The organism is Saccharopolyspora mangrovi (assembly GCF_035320975.1).
Classification (GTDB): Bacteria; Actinomycetota; Actinomycetes; order Mycobacteriales; family Pseudonocardiaceae; genus Saccharopolyspora; species Saccharopolyspora mangrovi.
In genome coordinates, this window is record NZ_JAWLNX010000003.1 from 351,828 (window position 1) to 367,041 (window position 15,214).

17 protein-coding genes are annotated in these 15,214 nt (G+C 71.4%); 14 read left to right on the forward strand and 3 right to left on the reverse strand.

Going from position 1 to position 15,214, the window contains the following annotated elements; translation table 11 throughout:
- Window positions 1-6: 6 nt before the first annotated feature.
- Entirely contained in the window at window positions 7-1,350 is a 1,344-nt protein-coding gene (locus R4I43_RS06555; protein ID WP_324264602.1) for a cation:dicarboxylate symporter family transporter, read from the reverse strand.
- 156 nt (window positions 1,351-1,506) lie between these two features.
- On the opposite strand from R4I43_RS06555, the gene R4I43_RS06560 reads away from it, so the two are divergent.
- The gene (locus R4I43_RS06560) at window positions 1,507-3,084 is read left to right on the forward strand and encodes a sensor histidine kinase (protein WP_324264603.1); all 1,578 of its coding nucleotides are present in this window, start codon (window positions 1,507-1,509) and stop codon (window positions 3,082-3,084) included.
- Entirely contained in the window at window positions 3,081-3,761 is a 681-nt protein-coding gene (locus R4I43_RS06565; protein ID WP_324264604.1) for a response regulator, read from the forward strand. The genes R4I43_RS06560 and R4I43_RS06565 overlap by 4 nt, the downstream gene beginning before the upstream one ends.
- A 158-nt stretch (window positions 3,762-3,919) precedes the next feature.
- On the opposite strand, the gene soxR is transcribed toward R4I43_RS06565, so the two are convergent.
- Window positions 3,920-4,381: a redox-sensitive transcriptional activator SoxR gene (gene soxR, locus R4I43_RS06570; RefSeq protein WP_324264605.1), complete on the reverse strand. Its 462-nt coding sequence runs from the start codon at window positions 4,379-4,381 to the stop codon at window positions 3,920-3,922.
- 77 nt (window positions 4,382-4,458) lie between these two features.
- Between soxR and R4I43_RS06575 the strand changes: the two genes are divergently transcribed.
- From R4I43_RS06575 to hisI, 7 genes are all read left to right on the forward strand, one after another.
- Window positions 4,459-5,160 (forward strand): thiamine pyrophosphate-dependent enzyme, encoded by a 702-nt coding sequence (locus R4I43_RS06575; protein ID WP_324264606.1) that lies wholly within the window; start codon window positions 4,459-4,461, stop codon window positions 5,158-5,160.
- Window positions 5,157-6,068 (forward strand): transketolase family protein, encoded by a 912-nt coding sequence (locus R4I43_RS06580; RefSeq protein ID WP_324264607.1) that lies wholly within the window; start codon window positions 5,157-5,159, stop codon window positions 6,066-6,068. Before R4I43_RS06575 ends, R4I43_RS06580 begins: the two co-directional genes overlap by 4 nt.
- 18 nt (window positions 6,069-6,086) lie before the next feature.
- Entirely contained in the window at window positions 6,087-6,716 is a 630-nt protein-coding gene (gene hisH / locus R4I43_RS06585; protein WP_324264608.1) for an imidazole glycerol phosphate synthase subunit HisH, read from the forward strand.
- Window positions 6,713-6,913 carry a hypothetical protein gene (locus R4I43_RS06590; protein WP_324264609.1) on the forward strand — a complete coding sequence of 67 codons (201 nt, stop codon included), beginning with the start codon at window positions 6,713-6,715 and terminating at the stop codon, window positions 6,911-6,913. The genes hisH and R4I43_RS06590 overlap by 4 nt, the downstream gene beginning before the upstream one ends.
- 141 nt (window positions 6,914-7,054) lie before the next feature.
- A complete protein-coding gene (priA, locus tag R4I43_RS06595) occupies window positions 7,055-7,786 on the forward strand; it encodes a bifunctional 1-(5-phosphoribosyl)-5-((5-phosphoribosylamino)methylideneamino)imidazole-4-carboxamide isomerase/phosphoribosylanthranilate isomerase PriA (protein WP_324264610.1) in 732 nt (243 codons plus the stop codon).
- Between the two features lie 22 nt (window positions 7,787-7,808).
- Window positions 7,809-8,582 carry an imidazole glycerol phosphate synthase subunit HisF gene (gene hisF, locus R4I43_RS06600; protein ID WP_324264611.1) on the forward strand — a complete coding sequence of 258 codons (774 nt, stop codon included), beginning with the start codon at window positions 7,809-7,811 and terminating at the stop codon, window positions 8,580-8,582.
- Window positions 8,579-8,926, forward strand: a complete 348-nt coding sequence (gene hisI / locus R4I43_RS06605) for a phosphoribosyl-AMP cyclohydrolase (RefSeq protein WP_324264612.1) — start codon at window positions 8,579-8,581, stop codon at window positions 8,924-8,926. The genes hisF and hisI overlap by 4 nt, the downstream gene beginning before the upstream one ends.
- 85 nt (window positions 8,927-9,011) lie before the next feature.
- On the opposite strand, the gene R4I43_RS06610 is transcribed toward hisI, so the two are convergent.
- Window positions 9,012-9,620, reverse strand: coding sequence for a TetR/AcrR family transcriptional regulator (locus R4I43_RS06610; protein WP_324264613.1), 609 nt, complete (start codon window positions 9,618-9,620; stop codon window positions 9,012-9,014).
- 85 nt (window positions 9,621-9,705) lie between these two features.
- Between R4I43_RS06610 and R4I43_RS06615 the strand changes: the two genes are divergently transcribed.
- From R4I43_RS06615 to trpA, 5 genes are all read left to right on the forward strand, one after another.
- Window positions 9,706-11,268, forward strand: coding sequence for an anthranilate synthase component I (locus tag R4I43_RS06615; RefSeq protein ID WP_324264614.1), 1,563 nt, complete (start codon window positions 9,706-9,708; stop codon window positions 11,266-11,268).
- Window positions 11,252-11,851: a Trp biosynthesis-associated membrane protein gene (locus R4I43_RS06620; protein WP_324264615.1), complete on the forward strand. Its 600-nt coding sequence runs from the start codon at window positions 11,252-11,254 to the stop codon at window positions 11,849-11,851. Before R4I43_RS06615 ends, R4I43_RS06620 begins: the two co-directional genes overlap by 17 nt.
- 266 nt (window positions 11,852-12,117) lie before the next feature.
- Window positions 12,118-12,930, forward strand: coding sequence for an indole-3-glycerol phosphate synthase TrpC (gene trpC, locus R4I43_RS06625; protein ID WP_324264616.1), 813 nt, complete (start codon window positions 12,118-12,120; stop codon window positions 12,928-12,930).
- A gap of 40 nt (window positions 12,931-12,970) precedes the next feature.
- The gene (trpB, locus tag R4I43_RS06630; RefSeq protein WP_324264617.1) at window positions 12,971-14,230 is read left to right on the forward strand and encodes a tryptophan synthase subunit beta; all 1,260 of its coding nucleotides are present in this window, start codon (window positions 12,971-12,973) and stop codon (window positions 14,228-14,230) included.
- A complete protein-coding gene (gene trpA / locus R4I43_RS06635) occupies window positions 14,230-15,009 on the forward strand; it encodes a tryptophan synthase subunit alpha (RefSeq protein WP_324264618.1) in 780 nt (259 codons plus the stop codon). Before trpB ends, trpA begins: the two co-directional genes overlap by 1 nt.
- Window positions 15,010-15,214: the final 205 nt, after the last annotated feature.

Below are 15,214 nucleotides of genomic sequence, written 5' to 3' on the forward strand. Positions count from 1 at the left end.
GCGGGGTCAGACCTTCTCGGCGGTCCTCTCCTCGGTGACGCCTCCGTCGTCGACGAAGGTCTGCTCGTTGAACGGCGCGCTGCCGGTGAACACCTGCTGCATCTGCGCGCGGTCGAGCTCCTTGGTCCAGGACCCGATGAGCACCGTGGCGACGGCGTTGCCCGCGAAGTTCGTCAGGGCGCGGGCCTCGGACATGAACCGGTCGATGCCCACGATCAGGCCGACGCCGTCGAGCAGCTCCGGCCGGTGCGACTGCAGACCGCCGGCCAGGGTGGCCAGACCGGCGCCGCTGACGCCCGCCGCGCCCTTCGACGCGATCATCATGAACAGCAGCAGACCGACCTGCTCGCCGAGCGACAGCGGGTCGCCCAGGGCGGTGGCGATGAACAGCGACGACATCGTCAGGTAGATCATCGTGCCGTCGAGGTTGAACGAGTAGCCGGTGGGCACCGTGATGCCCACGACCGGCTTGCTCACGCCCAGGTGCTCCATCTTGGCGATCAGCCGCGGCAGCGCGGCCTCCGACGACGACGTCGACAGGATCAGCAGGAACTCGCGGCCCAGGTAGCGCAGCAGGGAGAAGATGTTGACCCGCGCGAACAGCCACAGCACCGCGCCCAGCACGACGAAGATGAACACCGCGCACGTCGTGTAGAAGCCGAGCATGATCACCGCGAGGCCCTTGAGGGCGTCCACGCCGGTGGCGCCGACCACGGCCGCGATCGCGCCGAACGCGCCGATCGGGGCGACCCACATGACCATCGCCAGGATCTTGAACACCAGGCGCTGGACGTGCTCGATGCCGCGCAGGATCGGCTGGCCCTTCTCGCCCATGCCCTGCAGCGCGAAACCGGCCAGCAGCGCCACCAGCAGCGTCTGCAGCACCTCGCCCTCGGTCAGCGCGGAGACCAGCGTCTTCGGGATGATCCCGAGCAGGAACTCGGTGGTGGTCTGCGACTCCTCGCCGGCCTGCTCAGCACCCGAGCCGCGCAGCTCCTGGGTGATCTGCAGCCCCTCGCCCGGGTGCAGCACGTTGCCGACGACCAGGCCGATGACCAGCGCCACCACGGACATGATCACGAAGTAGGCGAGCGCCAGACCGCCCACCCGGCCGACCTTGGCGGCCTTGCGGACGCTGCCGACACCGAGCACGATCGTGCAGAAGATGATCGGCGAGATCATCATCTTGATCAGGCTCACGAAGCCGGTGCCCAGCGGTTTGAGCGCCTTGCCGACGTCGGGGGCCACGAATCCGACGGCGATGCCCGCCACCACGGCGACGATCACCGCGATGTACAGGTAGTGCGTTCTGTCCCGACGTTTCGTCGGCGCAGCATCATTGCTAGCCACTGTTGAACTCCTTGCGGGGCCGGTGTCTCCTGGTCACATACGATTCACCGTGCGTGTCCCAGGTCACGGGACGATCTGGACGGAGACTATGCGAGCTTTGCATCGACCCCGTCTCGCTTTCGTTCATTCTGTTCACGTCGTCGACATGAGTAAGTGATGTCCAGGTACCGCAACCAGTTCCGCCCGCGGTGGAGCCTCGCGCGACAGCTGTTCGTGCTGCAGATCATCGTCGTGGCCGTCGTCGTGCTCGCCGGAGCCGCCCTGGCCTGGTACGACGCTGACCGCCGCACGGAAGCCGCCGCGCGCGACGAGGTCGTGGCGGTCGCCCGCACGCTGGCCGCGCAGCCGGCAGTGGCCGACGCCCTCGCCGGTCCGGATCCGAGCGCGACCCTGCAGCCGATGGCCGAGCGGGTCAGGGCCGAGACCGGGGTCGACTTCATCACGATCATGTCGCCGCAGGGCATCCGGCACACCCACCCCGACCCGTCGCGCATCGGCAAGCCGTTCCGCGGCAACATCGACCCCACCCGGACCCTCGTCGAGACCTACACCGGGACGCTGGGCCCGTCGGTGCGCGCGGTCGTCCCGGTGCACCGCGGCCCCCAGCTCGTGGGGCTCGTGGCCGACGGCATCACCGTGCGGGTGCTCACCGACGAGCTCCGCAGGCAGATGACCGTGCTGGTGCTCGTCGCGGGCGGGGCGCTGCTGCTCGGCGGGGCGTTAACGTACCTGGTGAACGCGCGGATCCGGCGGCACACCCACGGCATGCGACCGGCGGAGCTGTCGCGGATGTACGAGTACCACGACGCGATCCTGCACGCGGTGCGCGAAGGCCTGCTGCTGGTGGGACCGGACGGGCGGGTCACCTTGTGCAACGATGGTGCCGCTGTGCTGCTTTCGCTGGGTCCCGCCGAGGTCGAAGGCGAGCAGGTGTCCCGGTTGGACCTGCCGCCGTCCCTTATGGACGCTCTCGGCCGCCGCACCGTCCGCGACGAGGTGCACCTCACCGACGACCGGGTGCTGCTGGTCAACGCCTCCCCGGTGCGCAGCGGCGGGCGGGACCTGGGCAGCGTCGTCACGCTGCGGGACCACACCGAGCTGCAAGCGCTCAGCGGCGAGCTCGACTCGATGCGCGGCTTCGCCGAGTCGCTGCGCTCGCAGGCCCACGAGTCGGCGAACCGGCTGCACACCGTCGTCTCGCTAATCGAGCTCGGCCGCACCGAGGAGGCCATCGGGTTCGCCACCTCCGAGCTCGACCTCGCGCAGCGGCTCACCGACCAGGTCGTCGGCGCCGTCGGTGAGCCGGTGCTGGCGGCGCTGCTGCTCGGCAAGAGCGCCGAGGCGGGGGAGCGGGGCGTCGAGGTCGTGCTCAGCGAGGACACCGAGGTCGACGACGCCGCGCTGGAGCACCTCGAATCCCGGGACCTGGTGACGATCCTCGGCAACCTGATCGACAACGCCGTGGAGGCCGTCGCCGACCGGCCGAACCCGCGCGTCGAGGTCACCATCCGGTCCACATCGGACGGATTGCTGATCCGGGTGGCCGACAACGGGCCCGGCGTGCCCGCCGACACCGGCGAGCTGTTCGAGCGCGGCTGGTCGACGAAGTCCGGGGACCGCGGCCTCGGGTTGGCGCTGGTCGGGCAGAGCGTGCGGCGGCACGGCGGCACGATCGACGTCGGCGGTGACGGGGGCGCGGTGTTCACCGTCCGGTTGCCGGGGGCGTCGCGGTGATCTCGGTGCTGGTGGTCGAGGACGACCCGGTGGCGGGCGAGGCGCACGAGGCCTACGTCAGCCGGGTCGAGGGCTTCACCGTGGCCGGGCGCGTCCGCACCGGTCAGGCCGCGCTGCGGTTCGTGGAGCACACCTCGGTCGATCTGGTGCTGCTGGACCTGCGGCTGCCGGACATGGACGGCCTGCAGGTCGCCCGCGCGCTGCGCACCGCCGGGCTGCCCATCGACGTCATCGCGGTGACCTCGGCCCGGGACCTGAAGGTGGTGCGCGCGGCGGTCTCCAGCGGCGTGGTGCAGTACCTGCTCAAGCCGTTCACCTTCGCCGCGATGCGCGAGAAGCTGGAGCACTACGCCCGCTTCCGCGCCACCCTCGGCCAGGACCGCGAGGTCCAGGGCCAGGCCGAGATCGACCGGGCCTTCTCGACCCTCCGGGGAGTGGATCGCGCGGCGTTGCCCAAGGGCATGGGCGGGGAAACGCTCGCCGCGGTCGTCACCGCCCTCCGCGCCATGCCCTCCGGCGGCTCGGCGGGCGCCGTGGGCGAGGCGGCGGGCGTCTCCCGCGTCACGGCCCGCCGCTACCTCGAATACCTCTCCGGCACGGGCGTGGTCGAACGCCTCCCCACCTACGGCACGGTCGGCCGCCCCGAGATGACCTACACCTGGACCGGAGAGTCCTGACCCCACCCGGATTACCGCCGTAATCCGCCGCCGGATTACGGCGGTAATCCGGCGAACCCCACGCGCGAGCCGTCCCATCCGTGGGGAGATCCGATTACCGCCGTAATCGGGGGACGGATTACCGCCGTAATCGGGTACCGGAATACGGCGGTAATCCGTCAGGCCGAGTGGTCGGTCCGGGGGCGGAGGAGGGGTGCGCCGGGGCCGTTCTCGGCTTGGCGGTCGTCGGGGTTGTTGAGGATGCAGGTGCGCAGCGAGAGGCAGCCGCAGCCGATGCATCCGGTGAGGTTGTCGCGCAGGCGCTGCAGGCCGTCGATGCGGGCGTCGAGCTCGTCGCGCCAGCGGCGGGACAGCCGTGACCAGTCGGTCTTGGTGGGCGCGTGGTCGTCGGGGAGCGTGGACAGCGCGTCGGAGATCTGCTCCAGGCTGAGCCCGACGCGTTGCGCGGCGCGGATGAACGCCAGCCGGCGCAGCACGGCCCGCTGGTAGCGGCGCTGGTTGCCGGTGGTGCGGGTGGAGGTGATCAGGCCGCGGTCCTCGTAGAACCGCAGCGCGGTCTGGGCGACGCCGCTGCGGTGCGCGACCTCTCCGATGGTCAGCAGCGCGGGAAGTTTCGTCACGCCCGCCAGGCTAATGGAAACCTCCAGGATGGTGGAGCCTTGACTTCGACTTAACTCGAAGTTCCACCCTGGACCGCATGGCGATCGAGACGGACTACCAGTACGCGGACCTGCATCCGCTGATGACCCGAATGACCGGCGACGAGAAGCACGACTCCGCCGCCACCTCCACCCTCGACGTGCTGTGGGTGCTCTACGACCAGGTCCTGTCGGTCGGGCCCGACCGCGTCGACGACCCGCAGCGCGACCGCTTCCTGCTGTCCAAGGGCCACGGGCCGATGGCCTACTACGCGGTCCTGGCGGCCAAGGGCTTCCTCGACCCGGACGAGCTGGACCGCTTCGGCGAGTTCGACTCCCGGCTCGGCTTCCACCCCGACCGGGTGCTGGCACCCGGCGTGGAGATCGGCAGCGGCTCGCTCGGCCACGGCCTCCCGCTCGCGCTCGGCGTCACCCTCGGCTTGCGCGCCCGAGGGCTCAACGGGCCACGCGTGGTCGTGCTCGTCGGCGACGCCGAACTCGACGAGGGCAGCAACCACGAGGCCATCCAGGTCGCCGGCCGTTGGGGGCTGGGGCGGCTGACCGCCGTGGTGATCGACAACCGCTCCTCCAGCACCGGGTGGCCGGGCGGCATCGCCGACCGCTTCGCCCGCGAGGGCTGGGCCACCCGCGTCGTCGACGGCCGCGACCACACCGCGCTGCACCAGGCCCTGACCACCACCACGACCGACCGCCCGCTCGCGGTCGTCGCCGAGGTCGACCCCCGAGGAGGGAACCGATGAGCATGCGCGACCAGTTCGTGCGCACCACCACCGAGGCGATGGACGCCGACCCCAGGGTGGCCCTGGTGCTGGCCGAGATCTCATCCGACCGCTTCACCGACGCCCTCGACCGGCACGCCGACCGCGTGTTCAACGTCGGCATCCGGGAGCAGGCGATGGTCGGCGTCGCCGGGGGACTGGCGCTGGCCGGGATGCGGCCCGTGCTGCACTCGATCACGCCGTTCGTGGTGGAACGGCCCTTCGAGCAGCTCAAGCTCGACCTCGGCCACCAGGGCGTCGGGGCGATCGCCGTCAGCACCGGCGCCTCCTACGACTACCCCGCGGCGGGGCGCACGCACATGGCTCCCGGCGACGTCGCGCTGATCGACACGCTGCCCGGCTGGACCGTGCACGTGCCCGGCCACCCGGCGGAGGTCGACGCGCTGCTCGGCCGCGAGTTCAGCCACGACGAGCCCGTCTACCTGCGGCTCTCCGACCGCGTCAACGCCGAGCCGCTGGCGACCGGGCCCGGCTGGCAGCAGGTGCGGCACGGCCGCGAGGGAGTTGTGCTCGCCGTGGGGCCGATGCTGGCGCCGGTGCTCGCGGCCACCGCGGCGATGGACGTCACCGTCCTCTACACGGCCACGATCCGGCCGTTCGATGCCGAAGGCCTGCGCGCCGCCGTGCGCGCGGCCACATCGGACGTGGTGCTGGTCGAGCCGTACCTGCGCGGCACCTCGACGCACGAGGTCGCCGACGCGCTGGCCGACGTCCCGCACCGGGTGCTGTCGCTGGGCGTGCGGCGGGACCGCGAGCTGCGCGCCTACGGCACCGCCGACGAGCACGAGGCCGCCCACGGGCTCGGGCCGACCGGCATCGCGGGCGAGGTGGAGCACTTCCTGCACGGGGCGGGCGAACGCGTGGCGTGAGGCCGGTAGCCTGAACCCGTGGCACGAGTCGTCATCTTGGACTACGGATCAGGCAACCTCCGCTCCGCCGAACGCGCGCTGCAGCGCGCGGGCGCCGACGTCGAGGTGACCGCCGACCATCGTGCCGCCGTCGAGGCGCAGGGCTTGGTGGTTCCCGGCGTCGGCGCGTTCGCCGCCTGCATGGATGGCCTGCTGGAGGTCGGCGGCGACAAGATCATCGACCAGCGGCTCTCCGGTGACCGCCCGGTGCTGGGCATCTGCGTGGGCATGCAGGTGCTGTTCGGCCAGGGCGTCGAGCACGGCGTGCAGGCCGACGGCTGCGGCCAGTGGCCCGGCACGGTCGAGCGGCTGCAGGCCGACGTGCTGCCGCACATGGGCTGGAACACCGTGCAGGCGCCGATGGACAGCGTGCTGTTCGCCGGGCTGGACGCCGACACGCGGTTCTACTTCGTGCACTCCTTCGCGGTGCGCAAGTGGGAGCTGGAGAGCTCCGACTCGATCACCCCGCCCCAGGTGACCTGGGCCGAGCACGGCGAGCCGTTCGTCGCGGCCGTGGAGAACGGGGCGCTGATGGCCACCCAGTTCCACCCGGAGAAGTCCGGCGATGCCGGTGCCCGGCTGCTGCGCAACTGGCTGGACACGCTGTGACCCGGCGGCACGGCCTGTTCGGCCCGAACGCGGTCCGCATCATCGCGCTGGTGCTCGCGGTCGGCATCGCCTTCACCGTCGGCGGCCCGTACCTGATCCAGGCCGGGGTGCCGCTGCTCGGAGTGATTGCGCTGAGCCTGCTGGTGCTGGGCGTTCCGCTGCTGGCCATCCTCCGCAGCGAGAAGTCCCGCCGCTGACCTGCGTGGACGCGCGGATTCCAATTTCGCGCGAAATTCGAGTCGCAACTTCGGCGGTCGAACTTCGCGCGAAATTCGAATCCGGCTGCTCCGGGGTGGCCGGGTGCCCGGAGTCGGCGCGGCGTCATTAGGGTTGTGGGCGTGAGCTTCACTTTGCTTCCCGCTGTTGATGTTGCCGATGGCCAGGCCGTCCGCCTCGTGCAGGGCGCCGCCGGTACCGAGACCTCCTACGGTGATCCGCTGGAGGCCGCGCTGACGTGGCAGCGCGCGGGTGCGGAGTGGGTCCACCTGGTCGACCTCGACGCCGCCTTCGGCCGCGGCAGCAACCGCGAGCTGCTGGCCGAGGTGACCGCGAAGCTGGACGTGCAGGTCGAGCTCTCCGGCGGCATCCGCGACGACGCCTCCCTGGAGGCCGCGCTGGCCACCGGCTGCGCGCGGGTCAACCTCGGCACCGCCGCGCTGGAGAACCCGGAGTGGGCCGACCGCGTCGTCGCCGAGTACGGCGACCGGGTGGCCGTCGGCCTGGACGTGCGCATCACCGATCAGGGCCACCGACTGGCCGCGCGCGGCTGGACCAAGGACGGCGGCGACCTGTGGGAGGTGCTGGCCCGCCTCGACGCCGCCGGCTGCCGCCGCTACGTCGTCACCGACGTCAGCAAGGACGGCACGCTGCAGGGCCCGAACACCGAGCTGCTGCGCGCGGTCTGCGATCGCACCGACGCCCCGGTGATCGCCTCCGGCGGTGTGTCCAGCGTCGACGACCTGGTCGCCCTGTCGCAGCTGGCCCCGGCCGGCCTCGAGGGCTCCATCGTCGGCAAGGCCCTCTACGCGCAGAACTTCACCTTGGAAGAAGCCCTCGCCGCCGTGCGCTGAGCCTGGCTCTACCCTGGTGCGCATGGGTGTCGCTGTGCGTGTGATCCCGTGCCTGGACGTGGACCAGGGACGGGTCGTCAAGGGAGTCAACTTCACCGACCTCCGGGATGCGGGTGACCCGGTGGAGCTGGCTTCGGCCTACGACACCGAGGGCGCCGACGAGCTGACCTTCCTGGACGTCACGGCGTCCTCGTCGGACCGCGAGACGACCTTCGACGTGGTCCGGCGGACCGCCGAGCAGGTGTTCATCCCTCTGACGGTCGGCGGCGGCGTGCGCAGCACCGAGGACATCAACCGGCTGCTGCGGGCCGGGGCCGACAAGGTCAGCCTGAACACCGCTGCGATCGCGCGTCCGGAGCTGCTCAACGAGGCCTCGAAGCGGTTCGGCGCGCAGTGCGTCGTGCTGTCGGTCGACGCCCGCCGGGTGCCCGAGGGCGGGCAGCCCACGCCGTCCGGCTACGAGGTCACCACGCACGGCGGACGCCGGGGCACCGGTATCTGCGCGGTCGAGTGGGCCGCGAAGGGCCAGGAGCTGGGCGTCGGCGAGATCCTGCTGAACTCGATGGACGCCGACGGCACCAAGGCCGGGTTCGACCTGGAGATGATCCGCGCGGTGCGGGAGGTCGTCGACGTGCCGCTGATCGCCAGCGGCGGTGCCGGTGCGGTCGAGCACTTCGCGCCCGCCGTGCACGCCGGAGCGGACGCGGTGCTGGCCGCCAGCGTCTTCCACTTCGGACAACTGCGCATCGGCGAGGTCAAGGACGCCATGCGCGCGGAAGGGATCACCGTCCGATGAGCGAGCTCGACCCGAAGATCGCCGGCCGGCTCAAGCGCAACGCCGACGGGCTCGTCGCGGCCATCGCGCAGCAGCGCGGCACCGGCGAGGTGCTGATGATGGCGTGGATGGACGACGAGGCGCTGCACCGCACGCTGACCACCCGCCGCGCCACCTACTTCTCCCGCAGCCGCGGCACCTACTGGGTCAAGGGCGAGACCTCCGGGCACACCCAGCACGTGCACGAGGTCCGCCTCGACTGCGACGGCGACACCGTCCTGCTCTCGGTCGACCAGGAGGGCGCCGCCTGCCACACCGGCGACCACACCTGCTTCGACGCCGACGTCCTGCTGCCCGCGGACTGACTTCCCAGGGGTTTTCGAACTTCGCGCGAAATTCGAGTCGGAGCTTTCGGGCTCGAACTTCGCGCGAAGTTCGAACGGGCCGCGCTCAGGCGAGCAGCTGGAGGTCTCCGGTGAGGTAGTGCTGGAGGTTGGGGCCGATGGTGGCCGCGACCGCGTCGGCGTCGGCCGAGGCGAGGGGGTCGATGCGGACCACGTAGCGGGCCATGCCCAGCCCGATGAGCTGCGAACCGCACAGCGCCACCCGCATCTCGGGGTGGTCGACCCCCAGCACCTTGACCAGGCGGTTGAACAGCACGTTCTGCACGAACTCGCGGAGCATCGTCACGGCCTGCTCGTTGCCCGCGACGCTGCGGATCAGCGCCGCGAACTGCCCGCCGCCGACGCCGTCCCAGACGGTGACGAACCGCCGGATGATGCGTTCACCGATCTGCTCCCGCGGCCCTTCGAGCACCTCGCGGACGATCTCGGCCGGGTTGATCGGGATCTGCACCGCGGCGGTGAACAGGCCCTCCTTGCCGCCGAACCAGTGGTTGACCATCGCCGGGTCCACCCCGGCACTGCTCGCGATGGCGCGGACGGTGGCCGCGTCGTAGCCCTGCTCGGCGAACACCTCGCGGGCGGCGGTCAGCAGCGCCTCCTTGGTGTCGGCGCCGTTGGGCCTGCGGCCGCGCCGCTTCGGTTCGGTCGTGCTCACCCGTCCATCCTGGCCGCACCGGCACCGGAGAGGCAAAACGGAGGTCCCGCACCGGGCCCGGCGGGTGCGCGGCACAATGTCGGGCATGGTCGGCGATGGTGAGATCGGCAGTATCAGCCCTGGACGCGAGGAGTTCCGAGCTCTGGCGGCGGACCGCAGGGTGATCCCGGTGGTGCGGCGGTTGCTCGCGGACGACGAGACCCCGCTCGGGGTCTACCGCAAGCTCGCCGGGAACCGCCCCGGCACCTTCCTGTTCGAGTCCGCCGAGAACGGTCGTTCCTGGTCGCGATGGTCGTTCATCGGCGCCCGCAGCGCCGCCGCCCTCACCGTCCGCGACGACGAAGCGCACTGGACGGGCACGCCGCCGGTCGGCCTGCCCGACAGCGGCGACCCGCTGCAGGCGCTGCGCGAGACGGTCCGGCTGCTGCACACCGATCCGCTGCCCGGTCTGCCGCCGCTGACCGGCGGCATGGTCGGCTACATGGGCTACGACGCCGTGCGCAGGCTGGAGCGGCTGCCCAACCTGACCGAGGACGACCTGCAGATCCCCGAGATGGTGATGCTGCTGGCCACGGACCTGGCGGCGCTGGACCACCACGAAGGCACGATCACGCTCATCGCCAACGCGGTGAACTGGGACGACAGCCCGGAGCGGGTCGACGCGGCCTACGACGACGCGGTGCGCCGGCTCGACGAGATGACCGAGCGGCTGCAGACCCCGGCGGCGCCGACGGTGGCGACGTTCTCCCGGCCGGTCCCGGACTTCCAGCGCAAGCGGCAGCCCGACGAGCACCACGCGGCGGTGGAGAAGGCCAAGGAGGCCATCCGCGCGGGCGAGGCGTTCCAGGTGGTGGTCTCGCAGCGCTTCGAGATGGGCACCCGGGCCGACGCGCTGGACATCTACCGCGTCCTGCGCACCACCAACCCGAGCCCGTACATGTACCTGCTGCGGCTGGACGACCCGAACGGCGGCAGCCCGTTCGACATCGTCGGATCCAGCCCGGAATCGCTGGTCACCGTGCACGACGGCCAGGCGACCACGCACCCGATCGCGGGCACCCGCTGGCGCGGCGCCGACGAGGACGAGGACGCGGTGCTGGAGAAGGACCTGCTCAGCGACGAGAAGGAGCGGGCCGAGCACCTGATGCTGGTCGACCTGGGCCGCAACGACCTGGGCCGGGTCTGCAAGCCGGGTTCGGTGCGGGTGGTCGACTTCTTCCGCATCGAGCGCTACAGCCACGTCATGCACATCGTCTCCACCGTCACCGGGCAGCTGGCCGACGACAAGACGGCGTTCGACGCGATCACCGCCTGCTTCCCGGCGGGCACGCTCTCGGGCGCGCCGAAACCGCGCGCGCTGGAGCTGATCGAGGAGCTGGAGCCGACGCGTCGCGCCCAGTACGGCGGCGTGGTCGGCTACCTGGACTTCGCCGGGGACGCCGACACCGCGATCGCCATCCGCACCGCGCTGGTCCGCGACGGCCGCGCCTACGTGCAGGCCGGTGGCGGCATCGTGGCCGACTCCGATCCGGTGGCCGAGGACCAGGAGTGCCTGAACAAGGCACGCGCGGTGCTCAACGCCGTGGCCACGGCCGAAACGCTGGCGGCGCCCGGCGACCGGGAGGCACGCGTTGACCAGCGAGTCTGAGCCTCGCTCGAAGGGCTTGCTCTGGTCGGTGCTGTTGCTGGTGCTTGCCGGGGCCGGTGCCCTCTGGGGCGCTTCGGGCCTGACGTGGCTGAGCCAGCGCTTCCGCACGCCGATGGGCACCGAGGCGACCAGCGGCGCGACCGGCGCGGTGCTGCGCCCGGAACTGGGACCGATGGCGCTGGCGGCGCTGGCCGCCATCGCCGCGGTGCTGGCCACCGGCGGGCTGCTGCGCCGCCTGGTGGGCGTGCTGATCGCGCTGGCCGGGGCCCTGCTGGCCTGGCGCGCCTTCCAGCAGTTCAGCGGTGGCTGGTTCGTCCACGCCACGGGCGACGTCCCGCCGGGCAGCACCCCGATCGGGGAGCTGTCCACCTCGCCCTTCGGGCCGCTTCTGATGGGCGTGGGCGCGCTGCTGCTGCTGATCGCGGGTCTGCTGGTGGTGGTGCGCGCGGGCCGGATGCCGGCGATGGGCGCGCGCTACTCGGCTCCGGGCGCCGCGAAGGAGCAGAAATCCCAGGATCCGGACAGGCGGTTGTGGAACGAACTGGACGCCGGGCGCGATCCCACGGACGAAGACGATCGCTGAAGGATCTCCAGGGTCGCCAAAACTGCTGTTCGACGTCGTCGAGAGCCGGTTCTCGCGCCTCGCACCAGGGCCGAAGGTCCTTGTTGCGCTGGGACTCCGTGCCCACCCCTTGGTAAGGGGGCGGGTCGGCGAGGTTTAGCATCGGCCATGCGACGGCACGGCGGGAAGGGGAGTGTCGTGATCGAGCGCAAGTTGTTCAACCGCGCATTCAGCAGGGTCTGGGCATTGCGGGTGAGTGTTCGGGGCACAGCCGGCGAGGTGTTCGCGTGACCGTTCTGGAAGACATCATCGAAGGCGTCCGCGAGGATCTCGCGGTACGCGAGTCGGCGATCCCGTTCGACGAGATCAAGCAGCTCTCGGCTGCGGCCGCGCCGCCGCACGACGTGCTGGCGGCGCTCAAGGCGCAGGGCGTGGGCGTCATCGCCGAGGTCAAGCGGCGCAGCCCGTCCAAGGGCGAGCTGGCCGTGATCGCCGAACCGGCCGATCTCGCCGCCGACTACGCCGACGCGGGTGCGCGCGTGATCAGCGTGCTCACCGAGCAGCGCCGCTTCGGCGGTTCGCTGGCCGACCTGGACGCGGTCCGCAAGCGGGTCCCGGCGACGCCGATCCTGCGCAAGGACTTCGTGGTCAGCCCGTACCAGGTGCACGAGGCCCGCGCGCACGGCGCGGACATGGTGCTGCTGATCGTGGCCGCCCTCGAGCAGAACGTGCTGGAAGCGCTGCTGGACCGGGTGGAGTCGCTGGGCATGGCCGCGCTGGTCGAGGTGCACACCGCCGAGGAGGCCGACCGGGCGCTGGAGGCGGGCGCGAAAATCATTGGCATCAACGCGCGCAACCTGCATACCCTCGAAGTCGACCGCGACGTCTTCGGCAGGATCGCTCCGGGGCTGCCGCAGGACATCCTCAAGGTCGCCGAGTCCGGTGTTCGCGGCCCGAGCGACCTGATGGCCTACGCGGGTTCCGGCGCCGACGCCGTGCTGGTTGGCGAGGGCCTGGTGACCAGCGACAACCCGAAGTCGGCAGTCAACCAGCTGGTGACCGCCGGGTCGCACCCGGCATGTCCGCGTCCGAGCCGCTGAGGTTCGGTGGCGCGGCGTGCGAAGCACAGGAGGTAAGGCAATGACCGTCGGGGCTGACGCCGCGCGCGCCCACCGCCAGGGCACACCCGTGCCCGAGGGGCACGATCCGGACGGGCGCGGGCACTTCGGCGAGTACGGCGGCCGGTTCATGCCGGAGGCGCTGATCGCGGCGCAGGACGAGCTCGCCGCCGAGTACGCCAAGGCCCAGCAGGACCCGGAGTTCCTCACCGAGCTCGACGACCTGCTGCGCAACTACGCCGGTCGCCCGTCGTTGCTGACCGAGGCCAAGCGCTTCGCCGAGCACGCGGGCGGCGCCCGCGTGCTGCTCAAGCGCGAGGACCTCAACCACACCGGCTCGCACAAGATCAACAACGTGCTGGGGCAGGCGCTGCTGGTCAAGCGGATGGGCAAGCGCCGCGTCATCGCCGAGACCGGCGCGGGCCAGCACGGCGTGGCCACCGCGACGGCCTGCGCGCTGCTGGGCCTGGAGTGCGTGATCTACATGGGCAAGGTCGACACCGAGCGGCAGGCCCTCAACGTGGCGCGGATGCGGCTGCTGGGCGCCGAGGTCATCCCGGTGGCCAACGGCTCGGCCACGCTCAAGGACGCCATCAACGAGGCGCTGCGCGACTGGGTCGCCAACGTCGACCACACCCACTACCTGCTGGGCACCGCCGCCGGGGCGCACCCGTTCCCGATGATGGTGCGCAACTTCCACCGGGTGATCGGCGACGAGGCCCGCGAGCAGACCCTGGAGATGACCGGTCGGCTGCCGGACGCGGTCGTGGCCTGCGTCGGCGGCGGCTCGAACGCGATCGGCATCTTCCACGGCTTCATCGACGACGCCGACGTGCGCCTGGTCGGCTACGAACCGGCCGGTCACGGCATCGAGTCCGGCGAGCACGGCGTGACCCTCGGCGAGGGCACCCCGGGCACGCTGCACGGCGCCCGCTCCTACCTGCTGCAGGACGAGGACGGGCAGGTCATCGAGGCCTACTCGATCTCGGCGGGGCTGGACTACCCGGGCGTGGGCCCGGAGCACTCCTACCTCAAGGACACCGGCCGGGCGGAGTACCGGTCGGTGACCGACGACGAGGCGATGCAGGCCTTCCAGCTGCTCTCGCGCACCGAGGGCATCATCCCGGCGATCGAGTCCGCGCACGCCCTGGCCGGGGCGGTCAAGCTCGGCCAGGAGCTGGGGCCGGACGGGCTGATCGTGGTCAGCCTCTCGGGCCGGGGCGACAAGGACATGGACACCGCGGCGAAGTACTTCGGGCTCGTCGACGACGAGGAGGCGTGATGGGCCTGAGCGAGGTGTTTCAGGCGTGCCGCGAGGAGTCCCGCGCGGCGCTGATCGGTTACCTGCCGGCCGGGTACCCGACCGTCGAGGACGGCCAGGAGCTGTTCAAGGCGATGATCGAGGGCGGTTGCGACCTCGTCGAGGTCGGGCTGCCGTTCTCCGACCCGGTGATGGACGGTCCGACGATCCAGGCCGCCAGCGAGACCGCGCTGCGCGCCGGTTTCCGGGTGCGGCAGGTCTTCGACGTCGTCTCCGGCATCGCCGACGCCGGCGGCAACGCCGTGGTGATGACCTACTGGAACCCCGTGCACCACTACGGCGTGGACGCCTTCGCCAAGGACCTCAAGTCCGCGGGCGGGCTCGGCGTGATCACCCCGGACCTCATCCCGGACGAGGGCGAGGACTGGATCGCCGCCACCGACCAGCACGGGCTGGACCGCATCTTCCTGGTGGCGCCATCGTCCACGGAGGAGCGGCTGGCGCTGACCGCCAAGGCCAGCAGCGGTTTCGTCTACGCCACGTCGGTGATGGGCGTGACCGGTGCGCGCGACTCCGTCGGCTCGGCCGCGGCCGGCCTGGTGGAGCGCACCCGCGCGCACACCGACCTGCCGATCGGCGTCGGTCTGGGCGTGCGCTCCCGCGAGCAGGCGGCCGAGGTGGCGCGCTTCGCCGACGGCGTGATCGTCGGCTCGGCGTTCGTCAGCGCCGCCGAGCAGGGCGGTGCCGACGGCGTCCGAGCCCTGGCCCAAGACCTCGCAGCGGGCGTGCGCGGATCCTGAGCGTCAGACAAGCGGCGAAGCCGCTTTCTCCTTACCCCACCTAAGGCACTGGCACGTCCCCTGCGGGGGATTTCTGAGCGGTGCTGTGGCGAGCACGCCGCGAGGCCGTGTATTGGCTACATCAGGAGTGGCGCGCGGAGTCCACAGCGCCGCTCAGGTTCCGCTACCCGCACCGCTGAGCAAAGTGATCTCGCGAAGTAGTCTC

What these genes read in the sequence shown, in the direction of transcription:
- R4I43_RS06560 (WP_324264603.1), top strand. Translation starts at nt 1,507, where the DNA reads ATGTCCAGGTACCGCAACCAGTTCCGCCCGCGGTGGAGCCTCGCGCGA.
- R4I43_RS06575 (WP_324264606.1), top strand. Translation starts at nt 4,459, where the DNA reads ATGGCGATCGAGACGGACTACCAGTACGCGGACCTGCATCCGCTGATG.
- R4I43_RS06580 (WP_324264607.1), top strand. Translation starts at nt 5,157, where the DNA reads ATGAGCATGCGCGACCAGTTCGTGCGCACCACCACCGAGGCGATGGAC.
- hisF (WP_324264611.1), top strand. Translation starts at nt 7,809, where the DNA reads ATGGGTGTCGCTGTGCGTGTGATCCCGTGCCTGGACGTGGACCAGGGA.
- hisI (WP_324264612.1), top strand. Translation starts at nt 8,579, where the DNA reads ATGAGCGAGCTCGACCCGAAGATCGCCGGCCGGCTCAAGCGCAACGCC.
- R4I43_RS06615 (WP_324264614.1), top strand. Translation starts at nt 9,706, where the DNA reads ATGGTCGGCGATGGTGAGATCGGCAGTATCAGCCCTGGACGCGAGGAG.
- trpB (WP_324264617.1), top strand. Translation starts at nt 12,971, where the DNA reads ATGACCGTCGGGGCTGACGCCGCGCGCGCCCACCGCCAGGGCACACCC.
- trpA (WP_324264618.1), top strand. Translation starts at nt 14,230, where the DNA reads ATGGGCCTGAGCGAGGTGTTTCAGGCGTGCCGCGAGGAGTCCCGCGCG.